The sequence below is a fragment of the Cytobacillus stercorigallinarum genome (assembly GCF_014836495.1).
GTDB lineage: Bacteria > Bacillota > Bacilli > Bacillales > Cytobacillaceae > Cytobacillus > Cytobacillus stercorigallinarum.
Window position 1 is genome coordinate 236023 of record NZ_JACSQT010000005.1, and the last position, 22305, is coordinate 258327.

The window sequence follows — 22305 nt, forward strand, 5'->3', positions numbered from 1 at the left end:
GCAGTAATTTTTTATGAGGATAATGATAATGTAGTGTGGAATATTATGTGATGAAAATGACTCTTTTCTTTCTTCATCAGTCATACGCTCTGCCTATCCAAACATCTTTCACTCCATTCATTCGTGACCAACAACAGGTAAATTTAATGATTTCTGCTGTTTGTCTGACTCTCTTCTAGGACTTACAATAAATACAGCTGCATTTGTTTCAGAAATATAGCTTCTACAAAGTATCGCTTGTAGCTTTCCGACCGGCTTCTCCATATCTAATTAAACAAATCGTAGTTATTCTTTTCCCCCTTTAGAAAGTTAACGCTTTTTTCATCTTGTGTTCATAGGTTATTCATATTTAATGTGTATAGTAATATTACAGCTAGGACATAAACAAATTCCCCCCCTTTTGAAATAGGGATTGAACATGTAGGATTGTTCAATCCCTTTCTTATTGCCTTTACTAAGCAATTCCCCTTATTTTTTTATTCGTATGATGCACATACTTGTCCTGATATCATAAGATAACAGTGAATAAAAATTTTCTTTCCCGCTAAAACCAGTTTGCTTCGTCTATAGCCCACCTAGTGATAAAGACTCGCTAGTGGGCTACTTTATTTGTTAACAAATTCGAACTGGTCTTACTCATCAATCTCTTTCATATTTTTTTCAAAAAAGGCCAAAGTAATTTGCTCACTTACTCTCTTCTGATTCACCAATTGAAAACGATTTTTTTTATAAAAATTGATTGCTGGTGTATTTTTAATTGCTGTTGAAACCTTCAATTTTCTGAATTTGTTTTCACCCTCAATAAAGTTTAATAGTGCTTGTGCAACTCCCTTTTTAAAAAGTATTGGATGGACCACTAAGCGACAAACCTCTATGACATCACTATCAATATGAATAGATATAACCCCATATAATCGACCCTTCATGTAATAACCAAAAAAAGTTTCACGACAATGTCGCAAAGTTTCTACCGTCTCTTTTAATGGAGGTAAATCATATGAACCAATTATCTCTGCTTCTATTTTGTATGCAGCGATTTGAATGGAGAGCACCTCTTGAGCTGACTCAATGTCAGTAATATCAATTCTTTTTATCATTATCCAAATCCCCCACTCTATCAACTCTTATAAAGCTTTTACCTTGTTACATATCTGTGGCATGTATTGCCATTATATCATCCTATTTTTATACACACGCTATAATTTAACTCCTTGATTGTCTATAATAATAAAAAGTAATAAAAGTTGGGGGGACTTGGATATGTTAGCAAATTGGCTGAAAAATGCACATTCAACCGTTATTTTTACTGGGGCTGGTATGTCTACAGAAAGTGGCTTACCCGATTTCCGCTCATCTACAGGCTTATGGAAGCAATTTAACCCAACACAATTAGCTAGTATTGATGCATTGAACAATCAACTCAATGATTTTATGCACTTTTATCAAGAAAGAGTGCAAAGTGTCCAGCTTGTAAAGCCTCATAAAGGACATAGCATTCTTGCGAAATGGGAAGAACAAGGGTTAATTAAAGGGATTATTACGCAAAATGTTGATGGATTACATCAAGAAGCAGGTTCCACACATGTAGCAGAACTGCACGGAACTTTAAGAAGATTTCACTGTCAAAGCTGTGGGAAGTCAAAGAATAGAGAAGATTTTATAAAACAACTAACCCAGTGTCACTGTGGTGGTAAGATAAGACCGTCTATCGTATTATTCGGAGAGCAGTTACCAAAAGATGCTTTCGAAGTTGCGCTACACTTATCTGAATTTAGCGACCTCTTTATCGTTTTAGGTTCCTCTCTATCAGTAGCCCCAGCCAATCAATTTCCTTTAATCGCAAAAGAAGCAGGGGCTAGGTTAGTAATCATTAATGAAGAACCAACTGACCTCGATTATTACGCTGACTTGGTCATTAATGAGAGGAAGATTGGAGAAGCATTATCCGCTGTTGATCAACAATTATAAAGCAATAATCTAAGAGAATTCGATCTAAATGACGAGAAAACTTTACTAAAAAAATTATCCATTAATGCTTTACCTACAGCACACTATTGTTATCGCTTGTTTTAGGTTATCTTTGCATTTAAATTCACGGATAACCCCCGACTCCTTATTGTCTTATATCGATAGATTCTTTTCTTAAATGACTATATTTACAGGCGTTAACTACAACTATTAATAAAAAAAGCCTGATAACAATGGTTATCAGACTTCCTCCCAAGTGGGGCTTAGGATCATAACCTTACTATATTATGATTCTTTTTCATTTGCATCTATTTTGTCAAAAAATCTAACATGGTTTTTTATTTTTACAAACTTTGGCTAAGTTTAGGACAAATCATCTGTCAGCTGATGTTCATTTTCCGTTCAATTAACCAGAAAAGCTTATGGCAATAATAGAAGGATCATAGTAGAGACACTCGCACTATCGACAGTAAACCAATCCCATTTTCCATTAAGAAAGGAAAAAGAAGTTGAATGGTTTAAAGCAGTGAAAGAAAGCGTGAAGCTAACAGGTGGGGTGATCGTCTGCAGGAATTATATTAGCAGCAACTTGTGCAGTGCTTATCACACAACCACTATAGGAATTGTATCTTTTCGGGATGACGATTGTTATCAAACTGGATACTTTATGTTGTTCGTATTTGCTTATTATCTGCACTTTTTGTTAAGACTACTAAAAAGAAAAGGACAACTTTATGGTGAAGAACCTTTGAAACAATCAAGTAGGTATATCTCTCCTCACTTTGAAGCAAACTAATATAAAAAAAGTAAGGAGGGACTTTCATGGGATTACTCAATGCTTTTAACGAGTGGCGTGAAACGAGATATGCTAATCACGTGGAGAAAATGAAAGATCTCGAAAAATGCCCTGATTGTCGTGGAAAGGGATTTCAATATTTTGCAGGTCAAGAATATATGTTTATGGACGACGATGCCTACTACTGTGCTAGCTGTAATGGCAGTGGTGAGTATGATATATGGGAAAGTAACCAAATCAAATGATATTCCTTTAACCATTTAAAAACCATCTCCAGCATTATCTGGAGATGGTTTTTTTATTGAAAATCTATTTCTATAATCATTACTTCTGATTGAGAACCTATACGTAGTGCTGGTCCCCATAATCCGAATCCAGAAGAAGTAAAAGAATGTAATTGCTCTTTTGCCATATAGCCCCAATCATTTTCAAACAATTTTGCAGTAATTAAATTAGCAGGAAATAGCTGCCCTCTATGTGTATGACCTGAGAATATTACATCTGCTCCTGCCTCTTGTGCTTCTGTAATCTCATGTGGCTGATGATCTAATACAATAATGGGTAAATCTTTTGTTTCATTCCTAGCAATAAGTTCCTCTATGGTCTTTCTATTAGGGTTTGTTAAATCCTCTCTGCCAATTACTACAAATTGGTCATTTATCATTGCTGCTTCATCCATTAAATAGTGAATACCGATCTCATTTAATTCCTTTTTTAATTGATCATTATCGCCACCATAATAATCATGGTTACCAGGAGAAGCAAAAACACCAAGTGGGGCTTCTAGTTTTGCCATCGTTTTATTCATTTCCTTCTCTACATATGGGGTAATATCATCATTAATAATGTCACCTGGAATAAAAATAATATCAGGCTTCTCCTCTTTCGCTATTTTCACCAACTTCTCAAGATGATTATTACCTACAATTGTACCGAGATGTAAGTCTGATGCCATTAATACCTTTACATCACCTTCTTCTTCATCATTAGCCTTTTCAATTGTTATTTGATAGTCTCTCACTATCGGTGTCCAAGCGTTATATGTACCGTATATAAAGACAAACGTAAAAAACGCAACAACCGCCCAACCTGCATAGGTGAAGAATCTAGCATTTTTCTTTGTAATAAAATAAAGCAAATTGATAATCGGTAATAGGAGCATACCATAGCCAACAATGACAAGCCAATATCCACCAATCCATTCAATAACCGGCAGATGAAACGAAAATCCAACAAAAAATGATATTGAAAGAAGAAAAACAACTACGATAAATGTTTTTTTGAAACGAAAAGAAAAAGTTTTACGTAACCAACGCCATGTATTAAAGCCAATATAGTAACAAGTTAAGCCATAAATAAGTATCATTGTGATGCCAACGAACAATGTAAGCATATTTTTCCCCTTCACATTATGTATAAAGTATAGAACTGTAAAAAATATTATCAAAGACGTATGTTGAAAACAACTAATTGCTTCTCAAATGACAAAAATAATGTTAAATGACTTGATTTCATATAAAGAAAGAAAGAAGCCTCCACTTTTACTGTGAAGACTTTAAGGTGTGATTTGTTTTTTAATTTGCTGTAATTCTTTTAAAGATAGGCCTTCTAAAGATTGTTTAATTTCTTTTGCTATTTCCCTCTTATGTTGCTCTTCATACTCATTCCACCACTGTCTTAGTCCTTCAGTAGAATCAAGAAGATAATCAAAGTCTATCTCCTCGACTGTTTCATCTGTTAAGTAATTCATTACTGCTGCAAGCATAGAGTTGAGGTGGTTGATCTCCTTATTATTATTTTCTTCTTTTTTAGCCATACGCTCATACCCTTCATCTATTGTTAACGATAGTATGGTCTATTTAGCTTTTAATTAATAAATAAATAAAGTATGGTGCACCAATGGCAGAAACGACTAACCCAATCGGTATTTCCGAAGGTGCTAAAATCGTACGTGAAACAACATCTGAGAAAAGTAACAGCACCGCGCCGACCAATGCTGAAACAGGTAATAAAATTTCATTTCTCGGCCCAACTAGTTTTTTCGCTAGCTGTGGAGCCACTAAACCTAAGAATGAAATGCCTCCACCAACAGCGACACAAGACCCAGCTAATCCAACAGCAAGTAGTAATAACCATTTTCTTTGACGATTGACATTGACACCTAGGCCAGTAGACATCGCATCCCCTAGTGTAAGAACATTTAAATACCTCGCCTTAAATAACACAATCGGTATCAGTACAATTAACCAAGGTAAAAGGGCATATGTATAACTCCAACTCACGCCAGAAATATTACCCGATAACCAAACAGTTGCCTGTGTAAAGGAACGAGGATCCATTTTTAATTGGAGAATAATAATTAAAGCTGAAAAAGCTGCATTAATACCTATACCTACTAAGATTAACCGTATAGGTGTAACACCAGACGACTTTTTCCACGAGAAAACATAAATGAAAAAAGCCGCAAGTAAAGCCCCACATAATGCAAATATAGGGAGAATAAACAGTTGTAATAGTTCAGATTCAAATCTTATCCCCTGTGTGAAAAAGATATATAAAATTACAGCAAATCCAGCACCACTATTAATACCTAAAATCCCCGGATCCGCCAGACCGTTTTGAGTCGCACTTTGTAATATCGCACCAGAAACAGCCATGCCAATACCAATTAAAATGGCTAGAACAATCCTTGGTAAACGAAACTCAAAAACGATTAAATCATATTGCCCAGGGGTAGAAGATAATACACTATTGAAAATAGCAACAGGTGAAATAAAACTGGATCCAAAGCTCAAACTAGCTAAAAAGAGGACAACTAATAATATCGTTAAAAAGAAAACAACCGCTTTCCATTTTTGTTTCATTATCTTCCACCTTCCCTTCTTGCTAAATAAAGAAAGAAAGGTACGCCAATCAATGCCATGATGGCACCCACTGGTGTTTCAAAAGGAGGATTAATCATTCGCGCACCAATATCCGCTAACACAAGTAGTAGACCCCCTAATACGCTTGAGCAAGGGATGATTAACCGGTAATCTGTTCCAACTAAAAACCTAACCATATGTGGGATAACGAGGCCCACAAATCCAATCGTACCTGATATAGAGACTGCTGCACCAGTTAAGAGTAAAACAACAATAAAACCAATTGTACGTATTAAACCTGTCTTTTGCCCTAGTCCGATGGCCACTTCCTCACCCATACTCAAAACAGTAATGGAACTGCTAATCATAATTGCTAGGATAATACTTATAATAAAAATGGGAATAGCAGGAGCTACACTCTCCCACTGGATACCCGCAACACCACCTGCATACCAAAAACTTAAATCTTTTGCGACATTAAAGTGAATGGCAATTGCAGATGAGATAGAACTTAAAAGAGCCGTAATAGCAGACCCGGCAAGCGCCAGTTTAACAGGCGTCAACCCATTTCGGGATAGCATTCCGACACCAAAAACAAGCCCTGCTCCAATGCTTGCTCCGATAAAAGCAGCAAACATGGTTCCAATTGGGCTTAAAGAGGTAAAGATGGCTAAAGCAACTGCAATAGCAAAGGTAGCACCAGAAGTAACCCCCATAATCGATGGTGACGCTAGTGGGTTTCTTGTCATCCCTTGCATAATTGCACCTGCAATGGCAAGTGCAGAGCCAACTAATGCTGCCGCCACTACTCGAGGCATCCGTAAATTAATAATAATTTGATGTGTCGTTTTAGATGGGTCATATGATACAACACTTTCCCATACTGTTGAAAGATTAATATTCACTGCACCAAAGGCAATTGAAACAGCCATCGCTAAACAAAGGATGATTGTACCAAGTGTGACGATCATCATCGCAAAAAAACGATTTCTACTTGTGTTTGTTCCATTAAGTAAAGCCATTATGTATCTCTCTTTCATAAAGTAGTGCAAGAAATATCTTGTAATTGATAGTGATAATTGTTATCATTTGCATAGGCTAATTATATCATAGTTCATTTAGGAGGTTAACATCTTGTTCTCATCTCACAAGAAAAAAAACTTATTATTAATTGCAACAATTACAACATCTCTTGCCCTTTTTGGTTGTGGTAATGACGATGCTGAAAATAAGAATAATGACTCCAACCAAGCAACTGAGCAAACCGAGGATCGTGTATTAACTGATGCATTAGGAAACGAAGTAACGATTCCTGCTAATCCTGAACGAGTAGTTGCTACATACTTAGAAGATCATCTTGTCGCTTTAGGTATTACCCCCATTGTACAATGGTCTGTTGCTAACGGCAAACAGGAATATCTTCAAGAATATTTAAAGGATGTACCTACAATCGCTCATGATTTACCTTTAGAAGCTGTATCTAGTCAAAATCCAGATTTAATTATTATGGATGGAGCAGGTATGGTTGAAGGCGGTAAATATGAGCAATATGCGAAAATTGCTCCCACTTATGTGATTGGTGAAGAAGAAAATAGTGATTGGCGTACAGAACTTGAAACAGTTGGTAAAATCTTCGGTAAAGAAGATAAGGCAACTGAAGTTCTTAAAGAGTACGAAGATCAAGCAGCAAAAGTAGAAGCAGAACTACAAAAAAATCATGCTGGTGAATCTGCCGCAGCTATTTGGTTAGTGAATAACAGCTTATTCATCGTAAGCAAGGACCTTTCTGCAGGTGATGTGATATATAATGATTTAGGCATGGCCGTACCTTCTGTCGTTGAAGAAATTTCAGCAGATGCTACTGGAAACTGGTCAGCGATTTCTTTAGAAAAATTAGCAGATATGGATGTGGACCACCTATTCTTTATTAATAGCGATGGTGAAGGGGCAGAAGTCTTATCTGATCCATTATGGGCAAATATTCCGGCAGTAAAAAATGAGCATGTCTATGAATTCTCTAGGGACACAGGATGGTTGTACACCGGAACGATAGCGAATACACAAATCATTGAAGATGTGGAAGAAACCATCCTTAATAAATAGGAAAAGCAAAAAGGCTAAGTATTCCTTTTGGAATCTTAGCCTTTTTGCTTATGCCACGTGGTCATGTCCACCTTGTTTATTATGATAAGCATGAACAATGAATGTTATGACGAAGGCAGCAATGATAATACTGAAAAATAATATATGTCCAATCTCAATATGAAACACACTTAGTAACATTTTAATAGCAATAATTCCAATAAGAATAAAAGCTGTTGTCTCTAACTCCGGAATCTTATCAATTAATACTAAAAATAACTTTGCAACTGTGCGCATCATTAAAATCCCAAGCATACCTCCAATTAACAAAATCCATACTTTATCTGAAACAGCAAAGGCAGCTAATATACTATCTACAGAAAAAGCTAAATCCATTAGCTCTACTGAAATAACCGTTCCCCAAAAAACACCAAAAGTACGGATCATCCAACCGTCTTTTTTTACTCCGTCGATATCTTCTTCAGGCGTTTTAAACCAAAATTGTTTAATCACTAAATAAGCTAAATAAGCGGCTCCTAGTACTTTAATCCACCAAAATTTAATCAGCCACATACCTAAACCGATAAAGAGAAATCTGAAAAAATAAGCACCAATTAACCCATACGTAAGTGCTTTTTTTTGCTGCTCCTTCGGTAAATGCTTAACCATAACGGCTAATACCAATGCATTATCAGCTGATAATAGACCTTCTAGAACAATGAGTGTGCCTATATACCCCCAAGAAACAGGATCTGTAAGAACCTCTTTCCACATTGACCAATCAAAAAATGATGCATAGGTTGATAACAACTGATTTAATACTTCCATTGACAAGACTCCTTTAAATGAAATGAACCTATTATACTGCTCTATTATACCAAATAGTTTCGTAACACGAAAGTTTCGCTAAACTAACAAAATCTTTTTCATTTCCTCTCATAAAGTATGAGCAAAAATAATTCTTTTTAATATAATAATTAACAGAAATGTGTAAAAGACTTTTGCTCGTTACTATAAGCTGTACGGAAATAATCCCTTACCTCATTTAAACATTGAGGTTTAACACTAGTTTGTCTAGCATCACGACAATTTATCGCTTCATAAAAAGCGATGATCAGAGGTGAAGTCGATGAGTTTAGGTAAATCTTTTAATCAATGGAAAAATGCGCGAGAACATAAACATTTAGAAAAGATGAAAAGAAGTAATAGATGTCCAGAATGCTATGGACAAGGCTTTTTATTATACCCTAGCCTCATGTACTCCCTACATTCTGATACACTCTTTTGTCCAGGTTGCGAAGGAAGTGGTCGTTTCAATGATTGGGAGCGTATTCAAGAAAAAGAAAAGCGCAGAGAGAATCATAAGTCGAATAAACAAACTTCATCACAAGAACCCAGCGAATATTAGGTGCTTCTTTATCAATTGGCAACGAATTATGTATAGTTTCTGCGGAAATAGTGAATGAAGAGCAGAAAAAGGATGTTTCTCAGCTCTAATGACGATGTGTAAACGTAGAAGATTGGTAGGTTACCAAGCTAGTATAGAACATTCAAAAAAGCCCTCTCCAGAAAATGAAAGAGAGGGCTTAAAATGAACTTATACTGTTTTCCAATCAGCAGCGAATTTTTCCATCCCTTGATCTGTCAATGGATGTTTTGTTAACTGCTCAATTACTTTATAAGGAATTGTCGCAATATGTGCACCGGCTAATGCAGCTCTTGTGACATGATCCGGATGTCTCACTGACGCAGCAATAATTTGTGCATCTAACTGATGAATGCGGAAAAGCTCAGCAATTTTAGCAACGAGGGTAATCCCGTCTTCTGAGATATCATCAAGTCTTCCTAAGAACGGTGAAACATAAGTAGCTCCAGCTCTTGCAGCAAGTAATGCTTGGTTCACAGTAAAGATTAATGTGACGTTCGTTTTAACACCTTTTTTGGATAAATATCTTGTTGTTTCAAGACCAGCCATTGTCATTGGCACTTTTATAGTAATGTTCTTATCACCATTATTTATCTTAATCAGTTCCTCAGCCTCAGCAATCATTTGTTCAGCTGTTTCTGCAGAAGGAGTGACCTCAGCAGATACTGATTCTACTTCCGGAACTGCTTGAAGAATTTCTTCAATTCTTGTTTCAAACTTGATGCCTTCTTTTGCTACAAGTGACGGGTTAGTTGTTACGCCTGATAGGACACCTAACTTGTATGCTTGTTTAATTTCATCTAAATTGGCTGTATCTATGAAAAATTTCAATGTAATATACCTCCCTTTCTAACTTCCTTTACTATTATACCATACTAAAGCTGGTAATCGTTTCAAGTACCACTTTCTACTTTTCCATCCAATTAGTATGATACGTTCCTTCTTTATCTACTCGCTGATACGTGTGTGCTCCAAAATAATCTCTTTGTGCTTGCAGTAGATTAGCTGGTAATGTTGCCGTTCTGTAGCTATCATAATAAGCAATAGCACTTGAGAATGCAGGCACAGGGATACCTTGTTCAATAGCAATAGAAAGAACTTTTCTTAATGAAGACTGATAGCTTTCAACGATTTCCTTAAAATAAGGATCCAATAATAAATTTGCTAATGCTGGTTCACGATCATAAGCATCTTTAATTTTTTGTAAGAATTGTGCACGAATGATACAGCCTCCGCGGAAGATCATGGCAATATCGCCGTATTTTAAATCCCAATTCTTTTCATCAGACATCGCGCGCATTTGAGCAAATCCTTGTGCATAAGAAACAATTTTACTCATATATAATGCTTGTCTAACAGCTTCTATTAACTCCGCACGGTCTCCACTATATATGTCCTTTTTAGGACCTGTAAGAATTTTACTAGCATGGACTCTTTCTTCTTTCATTGCGGAAATAAACCTTGCAAATACAGATTCAGTAATAATCGGAAGAGGTACACCAAGATCTAAAGCATTTTGGCTTGTCCATTTACCGGTACCTTTTTGTCCCGCTTTATCGAGAATCACATCAACAAGTGGCTTGCCAGTCTCGTCATCTACTTTTGTAAAGATATCAGCTGTGATTTCAATTAGATAGCTATCTAACTCACCCTTGTTCCACTCTGCAAATGTCTCATGAAGTTCATTCGCTTCTAATCCAAGTACATGTTTAAGAATAAAATAGGCCTCAGAAATTAACTGCATATCACCATATTCAATCCCATTATGAACCATTTTCACATAATGACCAGCCCCATTTGGACCGATGTATGTACAGCATGGATCTCCATTTACTTTCGCAGAAATAGCTTCAAAAATCGGTTGTACAAGGTCGAATGCTTCCTTCTTACCACCAGGCATGATTGAAGGCCCTTTTAAAGCTCCTTCTTCACCACCGGAAACGCCTGTACCAATAAAATGATAGCCTTCTTCTGCTAATTCTTGATTGCGGCGAATGGTATCTTCAAAATATGTATTACCACCGTCAATTAAGATATCACCCTTTTCAAGATATGGTTTCAGCGATTCAATTGTCGCGTCTGTTGCTGCACCCGCTTTGACCATTAACAAGATTTTTCTTGGTGTTTCTAGTGATTGGACAAAATCTTCAATAGTTTCGGCACCAGTAAAGTTCTTACCCTTTGCTTCATTTTGTAAGAATGCTTCTGTTTTTTCATAAGAACGGTTAAAAACAGCTACTGAGAAGCCACGACTTTCTATATTTAAAGCAAGGTTTTTTCCCATTACTGCTAATCCGATAACACCTATTTGTTGTTTACTCATTTAATTGGTCCTTTCGTCTTTCATTTTTTCCTGACTGCTACTTTAGTCAAGAATAGAATAACCCTCATCTGTGATTATACAAAACGATGAAGGTGATTACAATCCATCCTACTATAGAACAAACTGTATGAAATTTCTCACATTATCCCTTTATGGACAATGACTCTCATCATGAAATCCGATAGATCATCCTATTCGCCGTATGTGATGAGAAAAGATAACACCCGCTTGAGTATTTGGGATGCTGTTGAGTCATTGGTTACCCTTTATGCGTCACCCCAAAACTTGTCCAATAAGAGCCGTTCTAATTCAGGGAGAGCGAATATTTTTTTCGCTAATTGGTAAGCAAAGCATGCCCCGCTCGAACCGCTTCCAATAATGCACACAACTCATTTCTAAATCTCCTGCAAAGAGCCATACTTTTTCACGTTGTTTATTGTCATTGACCAGTATCATTTGCCTGTTTATAAGTTCTTTTTATTATCATCAACCTACGGAAGATTATGACCTTACTTTCCCCAATAAAAATAAGATAAAACATGAAAGCAATAACAAAGAGAGACTATGACTTAACGATTTACGAAGCCTTTCTATTTTGTGATGGCAATGGCGCTGATTTTGTTTTTCTTCTTATATGAGTAATAAAATAGAGCAGGAAGATAACGACAGCGAACAATGAAGATAGGATGTACATAAAATCGTACCCTTTTTCGTTTGCGACGACGCCAAGTAGCAGTGCCCCCATCGCTAGTCCCAAATCCATAAAACTTAAGCTCATTGCATTAGCCGTTGCCCTTTGTTCTTTTGGTACAAGGCTAACAGCCCAAGCTTGGAATGTCGGTTGCATCACACCATATGCAATGCCATAAAACACAGCGGCTATGAATAATGAAGATATTCCTTTAGCAAATGCAATGAGTAACAATCCGATAAATGCTGCAATCGTTGCGCTATAAATTAAATAAGCATGTCCGAAGCGATCGAAAATTTTGCCCGAAAATGGGCGAATGATAATAAGCATCGCCACTAAGATAAGAAAGAATATGGAGGTTTTCTCCCCTACTCCAATAGAACTTCCTAATCCCTCAATAAAGTTCACTACCCCAGCAAACGTAAAATAAAATAATAACACTAAAAAACATGGTAAGAAAGCGCGTGAATCAAAAGCGGATTCTACTATTGACAATTTCCTAACTGCCTGTTGATTTATATTTTGCGAAGTTTTAAGGGCAAGACTACCAATTATAATCACTATAATAAGAATAAGAGAAAAGGACAAAACGGATTTAAATGAATAAATATTAATCATTGAAATAGCCAAAAAAGGACCGCTAGTTGTACCAACACTTGTAGCCAAACCAAAATAGCCGATTCCTTCCCCTAAGCGGTGTTCAGGAATTAAATTTGTCGTTATTGTTGCTAATAATGTAGTAATAAAACCGAAAGCAACACCTTGTAATATGCGAAGGATTGTGAATATAAATATAGAATTTGTGAATATTGTCACAAAAATAAACAACAACATACCTAATAAAGATAGAATTAATAACGATTTCTGATTCATATACCGTAAGCAAAAACCTAAGAAAAGCCTAGATACAACAGCAGCAATCATAAAGGCTGTTGTCATTAACCCTCCGTATGTTGGGTTATTACTTAATGCAGTAACATAGATTGGAAATCCCCCTAACAAGGATTGTAAACTTAAAAAAAATAAAAAAGTAAGCATTAGTGCCATTGTATACTGCGTGGACCAAAGCTTGCCTCCTAACGTATGCATATTCAACCTTCTTTCTTAAAAAATCAACGTTTATATTTCGACTACCTAAGCAATTATAGCTTAAAATTCTCCAATAAAGTATTTTCATTTTTTTGTCGAAATAAAGGGAAAATTTTTTATTGTTTATGTAAGCGTTTTCATATATACTAAGTATTAGGCGGATAGCAAGTGTGGCTATCATCGTACTTGGCGAAGGTGGGGCCGGTATATATTGAATGGTAATCATTTTATTTAGTACATATAAAGGTTGTGATTAAGCTTGAAAAGAACTAACTTTTCGTATTTTGTTAAGAATAATGAATTTAACCTACAAGCCTACATCAATTATTTATTGTTGAAATATCATTCATCCACTATTCAAATTCAATCGCATTCTCATCAGACGAAACTTTAAAAGCTTAATTATCGAAACCTATACTAAAAGGTTACCATTACACTTTTTGTAGGGGCACGAATGGGTAAAGATGAATGATAAACAACATATCCCCTAGTAAAAATCACAGCCATCCGCCATTGGCTGTGATTTTTCATTGTTTAATCGTCTATTTTAACTTTGATTGTTTCTCCATCAACATGCAGATTTGTCATTTCGTCTACTTCTGCTAATGTAATTGACTGGACAAGTAATGATTCATGTAAAAGCGCCGAAAACTTCTCTAATGCTCTTAAAACCTTTTCATTGCCAAACATTGTTAGATGAATACGAAGATCAACCGGTAACCCTTGCTTTTTTCGCCTGTTTTGCACTTCTCTCATTACTTCCCTCACTAACCCTTCTTGCAAAAGCTCTTCTGTTAATCCGATATTCAGGATGACTGTACAATCTTTTCCTTCTGCAAATCTATATGGATGTTTCGCTTTTTTCTCTACTAACACATCCTCATTTTCTAAAACAAGCATTTCACCATTTTTTTCTATGTTTAATGATCCATTCGTGAGTAAGGTATTTTTTTCACAGACTGTTAATTCTTTTAATGTTTGCTCAATCACTTTTATTCTTTTACCGTATTTTTTACCGGCAATTGCGTAGTTAACTTTTAACTCAACTGTTACAAAGTTATGGGTATTTTTTTCATAAATTATTTCTTTTACATTCGTTTCATCTTTTATGATCTGTTCAAAGGAAGATACACTTGCTTTCCCTTTAACTGCACTTACGATTACTGTTTGAAGTGGCTGCTTTGTTTTGATATTAGCTGCCATCCTGATTGATCTAGTGAGTTCAACAATTTGTCGAACATCTTTCATATCGGATTCTAACTGGATGTTGGTCTTCGTTTTCTCATGCTTAGGAAAATCAGATAGATGAACACTACTGCCGACTAATTGTAAGTGAATCTCATCGGTGACGAATGGCATAAATGGTGCAAATAATCGCGTTGATTGCACCAGCACTTCGTAAAGAGTGGTATACGCTGCCCTTTTGTCGTGGTCTAATCCTTCCTTCCAGAATCTTTGCCGTGATCGTCTGACATACCAATTACTCACATCATCTAAAAATTCTGCCAGTAATTTAGCACTTTTGAAAAAGTCATAAACTTCTAATCCTTCTCTTACCTTCTCAATCGTATGATGCAATCTTGAAAGTATCCATTGGTCAATGATTGCCAATTCCTTTACTCGATGCTGGCTAAAATCAAAACCATCAATCTTTGCATACATATCATAGAAGGAAAAAACATTCCTGAACGTATCTACTATTTTTGATTTTGCCTGTTGAACGGTCTTTTTAGAAAATCGCTTATTATTCCAAGGAGCACTATCACTAAGAAGAGCCCATCTTAATGCATCTGCGCCAAACTCTTCAATCAACAAGGTAGGATTTAGAGCATTCCCTTTGCTTTTAGACATTTTTTGTCCTTGCTCATCTAATATATGACCGAGAGATAAGACCTTTTTATACGGTGCGACACCTTTATAAAGTGTTGATACGGCAAGTAAACTGTAGAACCACCCTCTCGTTTGATCTACTCCTTCGATCACAATGTCGGCGGGAAATTGATTATTAAATAGCGTTGTCTGTTCGAAAGGATAATGATATTGAGCATATGGCATTGAACCACTATCAAACCATACATCAATGACCTCCTTCTCACGCTTCATTTCACCACCACAAGAACATCTCAAATGAATACGGTCAACATAAGGTTTGTGCAAATCGATGCGATCATCTACATTTTCAATCGCTCTTTCTTTTAATTGTGCAATGGAATTTGGGCTACTTTCTAGTCCACAAGTTTGACAAGTCCATACATTTAACGGCGTTCCCCAAAAACGATTTCTTCCAATATTCCAATCAACAAGTTGGTCAAGAAAATGACCGAATCGGCCATTCTTCATATGCGCTGGATACCATTCAACCGTTTGGTTATTGTCTATCATTTTTTCTTTGACATCAGTTGTGCGAATGAACCAACCTTCCATCGCATAATAAATCAGTGGATTGTCACATCTCCAGCAATACGGATAACTATGTTCATATTTCCTCTTACTATAAAGTAGATTCTCCTGAGCTAGCATTTGAATGATCGTTACATCACTTTCTTTCACTTTCTTATTTGCAAGAGGAACATTCTGCTTATATCTTCCTTTCTCATCAACAACTTGCAAAAAATCTAATCCATTTTCTTTTACAGCTTGGTAGTCATCTTCGCCATGTGCTGGGGCAATATGGACTAACCCAGTTCCCGAATCTTCCGTTACAAAATCGGCTGCAATCACTTTATGTCCATTGTTGAGTGAGACAAATGAAAATGGCGCAACATACTTCATACCTACTAATGCTTCACCTCTTACAGACTCGATGACTTTGTATCCTTCTTTAAGTACTGTTGAAACCAAGCTTTCTGCGACAATCAATCGTTCATTATTTTGCTCTACTTTCACATAACTTAGCTTAGGGTTTACCGCTACAGCTACATTTCCAGGTAATGTCCAAGGTGTTGTTGTCCAACAAAGTAAGTATTCATTCTCAGCCACTTTAAACTTAACTGTTGCTGATAGATCATGCACATCTTTATATCCTTGTGCAACTTCATGCGAACTTAGGGATGTTTCACAATGAGGACAATAAGGGACAACCCGATGCCCTTTATATAAGCGTCCATCATGATGAATTTGAGATAATATATGCCAAACCGATTCAATGTACTCATTATCGAGTGTGATATAAGGGTGATCCATCTCCACCCAATAGCCCAATTGCTCAGTAAACTGTCGCCATTCTTTTTCATATGTGAATACACTCTTCTTACATTCTGCTATGAATGCTTCTACACCAAATGCTTCAATATCATCTTTGCTAATCAATTGTAATTTCTTTTGTACTTCAAGTTCTACAGGGAGCCCATGTGTATCCCATCCTGCTTTTCTTAAAACTTGATGTCCAGTCATGGTTTTGTAACGGGCAACAAAATCTTTTATCGTTCGACCAAGTGCATGACCAGCATGTGGCATACCATTTGCTGTTGGTGGGCCTTCATAAAAAACAAAGGATGGCGCCTCATGTCTTTGCTGTATGGACCTTTGAAAGATTTTTTCCTCTTGCCAATATTCGCGAACCTTTCTCTCCTTTTCCACATCTCGTTCTTTCATTTTAAAATCTCCCTTCCATATCCTTTCATATACGAAAAAAACTCGATTCTATACGTAGAATCGAGTTAAAATATCCCCTCTAAAAAACAAAAAAACCAACTGTAGTGGTTTGTATTTGCTCTCACTACGTACTATCATACGCGTCCAGGATATCGGTTGGATGCCGTCAAAGCTTAGTTTCACTTCAGCTTTGCTTCTCAGAGAGGATTTTCATTGTGGTCTTAACGTCAGCCTCTCAGCAAATGGCTCACTCTCTTTGGATAAGATGTTCACAACTACTCTTTCTCGTCAACGAATTGAATAGAATTTAATTAATATGAAGTATCATATGTTAATAATTGTGAATTGTCAATAGAATAAATATTTATCATTGCAGGATAAAGAGAAGTAACCTATTATAATAATTATTAATAAAAACATGCTAAATAGACAATAAAGATTGCCAACCATAAAAGGAGATAACAAAATGACGATTCACACAGAGAAAGAAGGCATTTTCACGTCCGTTTGTTCCCTAGATTGTCCTGACCAATGTGGTTTACTCATACATAAAAAAGACGGGAAAATCGTGAAAGTTGAAGGCGACCCTAACCATCCTGTTACGCAAGGGAATATTTGCAATAAAGTAAGAAATATGGCTGAACGGCTATATGACCCAAAGAGATTAACTCATCCTCTCAAGCGAACTGGTCCAAAAGGTAGTAGTCAATTTGAGGAGATCAGTTGGGATGAAGCACTACAAATCATTACAGATAAATGGAAAGATTTAATTAAAACGCACGGACCCGAGAGCATTCTTCCCTATAGCTTTTACGGTAATATGGGTAGAGTGGCTGCTGAAGGAATGGACCGCCGTTTCTTTTCACGCTTAGGTGCAAGTAGACTAGAACAAACAGTTTGTCAAGCAGCAGGTAAAGAAGGTTATCGTTACACAATGGGCGGAGGCTTTGGCACAGATCCAGAAGACACAAGTGAAGCCAAGCTCATCATCCTTTGGGGAATCAATGCTGTCAGTACGAATATGCATCAAGTTATTCTTGCCCGAAAAGCAAAGAAACACGGGGCAAAAATCATCGTGATTGATGTCCATAAAAATCAAACAGGCAAAATGGCTGATTGGTTCATTCCCATTAAACCAGGTACGGATAGTGCTCTTGCACTTGGAATGATGCATATCTTGTTTGCTGAGCATATGGTAGATGAAGAATTTCTTGAAACGTATACCATTGGACATGAGCAATTACGAACGCATGTAAAAAAATACACGCCAGAAGTTGTCGCGTCTATTACAGGGGTCTCTGTAGAGGATCTTTATCAATTAGCAAGAGAATATGGTCAGACTACACCATCATTTATCCGCATTGGCAATGGATTGCAACATCATGATAATGGTGGGATGAATGTACGTGCTATTTCCTGCCTTCCTGCTTTAACAGGACAATGGCTGCATAAAGGTGGTGGCGCACTCAAATCAAATTCTGGTTATTTATCGTTCAATACCGCGGCTATGCAACGACCCGATTTATTAGCAAATAAACAGACAAGATCGATTAATATGAATCTCATAGGTGAAGCTTTAGGACAAAAAGATAAACCTATCCGTTCCATGTATGTTTATGGTAGTAATCCGGCAGTTATTGCACCTAATAGTAATCTGGTAAAAAAAGGGCTTGCAAGAGAAGACTTATTTTTAGTTGTGCATGATTTATTCTTAACGGAAACAGCTCAATATGCTGACATCATCTTGCCATCTACTTCATCATATGAGAATACCGATTTTTACACTTCTTATTGGCATCATTATATTCATTTGCATGAACCGGTAATAGAACCATATGGTGAGTCACGATCCAATCATCATGTTTTTCAACAACTAGCACATTATATGGGATTTACTGAAGATTTATTTAAGGATTCCGAAGAAGATTTAATTACATCCGCTTTAGAGAATTCAAAGAATGAATATATGAAGGATATTAATTTTGAGCTTTTAAAAGAAAATCGGTTTATGAAAGCAGACGTACGTCCATTACTTCCCGGCAAACTTAAGACACCAAGTGGAAAAATCGAACTTTATTCAGAATTAATGGAGAAGGATGGCTTAAATCCGCTACCGACTTACAATCCAATAGTAGATGAAGGCGATGCACCATTTTTATTCGTTCCAGCACCAAACCATAATTTTCTAAATAGTACCTTCTCAAATAATGAAAAGCATATTAAATTAGAAAAACAACCAAAACTCCATTTGCATACCAAGGACGCACAAGATTATCAAATTGAAAATGGAGATGTAGTAAAAATCTATAATGAACGAGGAGAATGTGAGTTAACGGCCGCTATCGGAGAAAACGTACTTCCAGGGGTTGTTGTTAGTCAAGGCCTTTGGGCTGATGAGCCAGGCAAGAAACAACTCGTTAATACGCTCACACCTGATAGAGTAGCTGATATGGGAGGCGGTGCCACTTTCTTTTCCGGGAGAGTATATATTGAGAAAGTCAGTAGTCATGAATAAACATTGAGAAAATGGACATATATCTAAAATACAGATAGGCTAGGACAAACTGGTAGGATGATTGTTTGTTCTAGTCTTTTTTTATTGTAGCAACTAAGTGAAGCAGCTGAGTCATAGGACGCTAGCGTTAACTTATATGGGTTGAGGCATTTTTCGGCTTTGTCTCTTCTATACATAACAAACAGTAAAGTAATGACTAACGTGAGACAAATGAACAGCACAAATAGTGAGTCAGCTTCCAATATAGACGATGAATAATTAAAACTAGTTCCCCTCTTATGCTTTACACCTTTCAATCATTGTTCGCAAACAATAAAAAGCCGAACAAATCCCTCTTATTTACAAAGGGAAATTTGTTCGGCACCTATCTTTTTTTATTAACCAAATCTGCCAGTCACATAATCTTCTGTACGGCTATCTTTTGGCATGGAGAAGATTTGATCGGTTTGTTCAAATTCAATGACTTCTCCGTTTAAGAAGAAAGCTGTCTTATCGGATACACGAGCAGCTTGTTGCATATTATGTGTAACGATGACGATCGTATAATCTTTCTTCAAATGAGCGATAAGCTCTTCTACTTTCAGTGTTGAAATCGGGTCAAGTGCGGATGTTGGTTCATCCATTAAGATAACGTCTGGTTTCATCGCAATTGCTCTCGCAATACAAACACGTTGTTGTTGACCACCTGATAAACCAAGAGCCGAAGTTTTTAAACGATCTTTTACTTCGTCCCAAATCGCTGCTCCACGTAAACTTTCTTCAACAATTTGATTCAATTCTTTTTTATTTTTAATCCCTTGCATTCTTGGCCCATATGCTACATTATCATAGATGCTCATTGGGAATAGATTAGGCTTCTGGAAAACCATACCGACTTTTGTTCTAAGTTCAATAACATCTTTTGATTGATATATATTGTTGCCATTAATATGGATATCTCCATTAATTCTCACACTATCAATTAAATCATTCATACGATTCAATGTTCTTAAAAAAGTCGATTTTCCACATCCAGAAGGACCAATTAATGCTGTTACCTCTTTTTCACGAATATCTAATGATACTTGATAAAGCGCTTGGTTATCACCGTAAAATAAATCTAAGTCTCTTACGCTAATTTTCACTGAACGCTGATCATTTTGGTTCTCAACATTTGCAGTCTCTTTTACTTCTTTACGTTCTAGTGTTGTATTCATGAATAGAACACTCCTTTTTAATAGTCAGCTTTATTAAGCTTTTTAGAGATAAATGTTGCAGCAAAGTTTAGAGCAAGAATCATTACAATTAACACAATACCAATCGCTGCTGCTAATTCAATATCACCAGATTCTTGAGTAACAAGATACGAATGAACCGTTAATGTTCTCGCTGATGAGAAAATCCCTTCAGGCATTGCTGCTACTGTACCTGCTGTTAAAAAGATCGCTGCTGATTCACCGATAATTCGTCCCATAGAGAGGATAATCCCCGATAAGATTCCTGGCATAGCGCTAGGTAAAATGACTTTATATAGTGTTTGTAACTTTGTTGAACCTAATGCAAGTGACCCTTCTCGGTAACTAGCTGGTACTGTTTTTAATGCTTCTTCAGTTGTACGGATGATCACTGGTAAAACAATAATTGTTAAAGTTAAGGATGCTGATATAATAGACATCCCCATCGCCAATGTGGTAACAAAGAAAACAGCACCGAATAATCCGTATATAATAGATGGAATACCCGTTAAACTCTCTGTTGCAAACCGGATCATTCGAACGAGTCTACCTTGTTTCGCATACTCTTGTAAATAGACTGCTGCTAAAATCCCGATTGGCGTGGCAATCACTAGCGATATTACAATTGTATAAATGGTAGTAATAATCATTGGCCAAATGCCACCGCCGCCAACAGGTGAATAGTCACCGAAGATAAACTCAAGATTAATTAACCCGATACCTTTATAAAAAATATAACCAACAATAATAAGGAGGATAGCTACAGTTAAGAAAGCTCCAAACCACAATAAGCCCAATAATAAATTATCTTTAAACTTTCTCACCTTACTTCCCACCTTTCGAACTTATTTTCGCTAATACGAAATTCAATATAAGAATGAATGAGAATAATACAATCCCAGTCGCAAATAGCATTTCTTGATGTGTACCATACGCGTAACCCATTTCAAGGGCAATATTCGTTGTTAGTGGTCTTACACTATCAGTTATACTTGTTGGTATAATCAAACTATTACCAGCAACAAGAATGACTGCCATCGTCTCTCCAATTGCTCGTCCTAGCCCTAATACGATCGCTGCCATAATACCTGATTTTGCTGCTGGAACAACGACTTTAAAAATGGTTCCGATTGGCGAGGCACCTAATGCTAAGGAACCTTCTCTATACGTTTTCGGTACTGCTCTGATTGCTGTTTCAGCAACGGTTACAATCGTAGGTAACATCATAATCGCTAAAACTAGAATCACCGCAATTAAACTTTGCCCTTTTACTAAGCCAAGATTATTTTGTAAGAAAGGTACAATAATAGCTAAGCCGAATACACCGTATAATACAGATGGAATACCCGCTAATAATTGAACAGCCGGTGAAATAATCTTTGCAATAGGTTTCGGAGCAATTTCCGATAAGAAGATCGCAGTTAATAACCCAATAGGTACTCCAATAACAAGCGCTCCAATCGTTGCATAAATAGAAGCAACAATCATTGGAAAGATTCCATACTTATCTTCACTCGGTATCCAATCAGATCCAAAGATGAAATCAATAAAACTGTATCCATCTGCAATGAAAGGGTTCGATCCTTTAAAGAAGACGAAACCAATAATTAGAAATAAACTAAGCACAGAGATTAACGCACAGATTAAAAACAATTTCTCTGAGATGAACTCCATAATATATTTTAAACGATTTGATTTATTTTTTTGTTTTACTTCTGATGGATTTGGCAAAACACATACCTC

General features: G+C 36.5%; 19 protein-coding genes. 5 read left to right on the top strand and 14 right to left on the bottom strand.

The genetic code is table 11. The features are described 5' to 3' along the window. Positions 1 to 117: 117 nt before the first annotated feature. Both H9655_RS12545 and H9655_RS12550 read right to left on the bottom strand, forming a co-directional pair. The gene (locus tag H9655_RS12545) at positions 118 to 264 is read right to left on the bottom strand and encodes a hypothetical protein (protein ID WP_191814435.1); all 147 of its coding nucleotides are present in this window, start codon (positions 262 to 264) and stop codon (positions 118 to 120) included. Between the two features lie 368 nt (positions 265 to 632). After that, positions 633 to 1097 carry a GNAT family N-acetyltransferase gene (locus tag H9655_RS12550; RefSeq protein WP_191814437.1) on the bottom strand — a complete coding sequence of 155 codons (465 nt, stop codon included), beginning with the start codon at positions 1095 to 1097 and terminating at the stop codon, positions 633 to 635. A gap of 163 nt (positions 1098 to 1260) precedes the next feature. Between H9655_RS12550 and H9655_RS12555 the strand changes: the two genes are divergently transcribed. Together H9655_RS12555 and H9655_RS12560 are read left to right on the top strand one after the other, a co-directional pair. Next, a complete protein-coding gene (locus H9655_RS12555; RefSeq protein WP_191814439.1) occupies positions 1261 to 1968 on the top strand; it encodes an NAD-dependent protein deacylase in 708 nt (235 codons plus the stop codon). 822 nt (positions 1969 to 2790) lie between these two features. Next, positions 2791 to 3009, top strand: a complete 219-nt coding sequence (locus tag H9655_RS12560) for a methionine aminopeptidase (protein WP_095373037.1) — start codon at positions 2791 to 2793, stop codon at positions 3007 to 3009. Between the two features lie 53 nt (positions 3010 to 3062). On the opposite strand, the gene H9655_RS12565 is transcribed toward H9655_RS12560, so the two are convergent. The 4 genes from H9655_RS12565 to H9655_RS12580 all read right to left on the bottom strand — a co-directional run bounded on the left by H9655_RS12565 (position 3063) and on the right by H9655_RS12580 (position 6650). Next, the gene (locus H9655_RS12565; protein WP_191814441.1) at positions 3063 to 4157 is read right to left on the bottom strand and encodes a metallophosphoesterase; all 1095 of its coding nucleotides are present in this window, start codon (positions 4155 to 4157) and stop codon (positions 3063 to 3065) included. Between the two features lie 162 nt (positions 4158 to 4319). Continuing rightward, a complete protein-coding gene (locus H9655_RS12570) occupies positions 4320 to 4580 on the bottom strand; it encodes a hypothetical protein (RefSeq protein WP_191814445.1) in 261 nt (86 codons plus the stop codon). A 43-nt stretch (positions 4581 to 4623) separates the two neighbouring features. Further along, positions 4624 to 5628, bottom strand: a complete 1005-nt coding sequence (locus H9655_RS12575; protein ID WP_191814447.1) for a FecCD family ABC transporter permease — start codon at positions 5626 to 5628, stop codon at positions 4624 to 4626. Beyond that, positions 5628 to 6650 carry a FecCD family ABC transporter permease gene (locus tag H9655_RS12580; RefSeq protein ID WP_191814450.1) on the bottom strand — a complete coding sequence of 341 codons (1023 nt, stop codon included), beginning with the start codon at positions 6648 to 6650 and terminating at the stop codon, positions 5628 to 5630. The genes H9655_RS12575 and H9655_RS12580 overlap by 1 nt, the downstream gene beginning before the upstream one ends. A 112-nt stretch (positions 6651 to 6762) precedes the next feature. On the opposite strand from H9655_RS12580, the gene H9655_RS12585 reads away from it, so the two are divergent. Continuing rightward, a complete protein-coding gene (locus H9655_RS12585) occupies positions 6763 to 7731 on the top strand; it encodes an ABC transporter substrate-binding protein (RefSeq protein WP_191814453.1) in 969 nt (322 codons plus the stop codon). A 48-nt stretch (positions 7732 to 7779) separates the two neighbouring features. Here H9655_RS12585 and H9655_RS12590 read toward each other — a convergent pair whose 3' ends face one another. Continuing rightward, positions 7780 to 8538 (bottom strand): TerC family protein, encoded by a 759-nt coding sequence (locus H9655_RS12590; protein ID WP_191814455.1) that lies wholly within the window; start codon positions 8536 to 8538, stop codon positions 7780 to 7782. A 301-nt stretch (positions 8539 to 8839) separates the two neighbouring features. On the opposite strand from H9655_RS12590, the gene H9655_RS12595 reads away from it, so the two are divergent. After that, positions 8840 to 9118: a methionine aminopeptidase gene (locus H9655_RS12595; protein WP_191814457.1), complete on the top strand. Its 279-nt coding sequence runs from the start codon at positions 8840 to 8842 to the stop codon at positions 9116 to 9118. A gap of 189 nt (positions 9119 to 9307) precedes the next feature. On the opposite strand, the gene fsa is transcribed toward H9655_RS12595, so the two are convergent. From fsa to ileS, 4 genes are all read right to left on the bottom strand, one after another. After that, positions 9308 to 9967: a fructose-6-phosphate aldolase gene (gene fsa / locus H9655_RS12600; RefSeq protein WP_191814459.1), complete on the bottom strand. Its 660-nt coding sequence runs from the start codon at positions 9965 to 9967 to the stop codon at positions 9308 to 9310. Positions 9968 to 10043: 76 nt separating this feature from the next. Further along, entirely contained in the window at positions 10044 to 11459 is a 1416-nt protein-coding gene (gene gndA / locus H9655_RS12605) for an NADP-dependent phosphogluconate dehydrogenase (RefSeq protein WP_191814461.1), read from the bottom strand. Positions 11460 to 12036: 577 nt separating this feature from the next. After that, positions 12037 to 13239 (bottom strand): MFS transporter, encoded by a 1203-nt coding sequence (locus H9655_RS12610; protein ID WP_191814463.1) that lies wholly within the window; start codon positions 13237 to 13239, stop codon positions 12037 to 12039. A 534-nt stretch (positions 13240 to 13773) separates the two neighbouring features. Then, on the bottom strand, positions 13774 to 16833 hold the full coding sequence (gene ileS, locus H9655_RS12615) for an isoleucine--tRNA ligase (protein ID WP_191814465.1): 3060 nt from the start codon (positions 16831 to 16833) through the stop codon (positions 13774 to 13776). 466 nt (positions 16834 to 17299) lie between these two features. On the opposite strand from ileS, the gene H9655_RS12620 reads away from it, so the two are divergent. Then, positions 17300 to 19348, top strand: a complete 2049-nt coding sequence (locus H9655_RS12620; protein ID WP_191814467.1) for a molybdopterin-containing oxidoreductase family protein — start codon at positions 17300 to 17302, stop codon at positions 19346 to 19348. 377 nt (positions 19349 to 19725) lie between these two features. Here the strand turns inward: H9655_RS12620 and pstB are convergent, their stop codons facing one another. Genes pstB through pstC form a run of 3 tightly spaced genes read right to left on the bottom strand, consistent with a single transcriptional unit; the run spans position 19726 to position 22293 of the window. After that, positions 19726 to 20544 (bottom strand): phosphate ABC transporter ATP-binding protein PstB, encoded by an 819-nt coding sequence (pstB, locus tag H9655_RS12625; protein ID WP_191814469.1) that lies wholly within the window; start codon positions 20542 to 20544, stop codon positions 19726 to 19728. 17 nt (positions 20545 to 20561) lie between these two features. After that, a complete protein-coding gene (gene pstA / locus H9655_RS12630) occupies positions 20562 to 21386 on the bottom strand; it encodes a phosphate ABC transporter permease PstA (protein WP_191814471.1) in 825 nt (274 codons plus the stop codon). Position 21387: 1 nt separating this feature from the next. Next, positions 21388 to 22293: a phosphate ABC transporter permease subunit PstC gene (gene pstC, locus H9655_RS12635; protein ID WP_225230615.1), complete on the bottom strand. Its 906-nt coding sequence runs from the start codon at positions 22291 to 22293 to the stop codon at positions 21388 to 21390. Positions 22294 to 22305 lie beyond the last annotated feature (12 nt).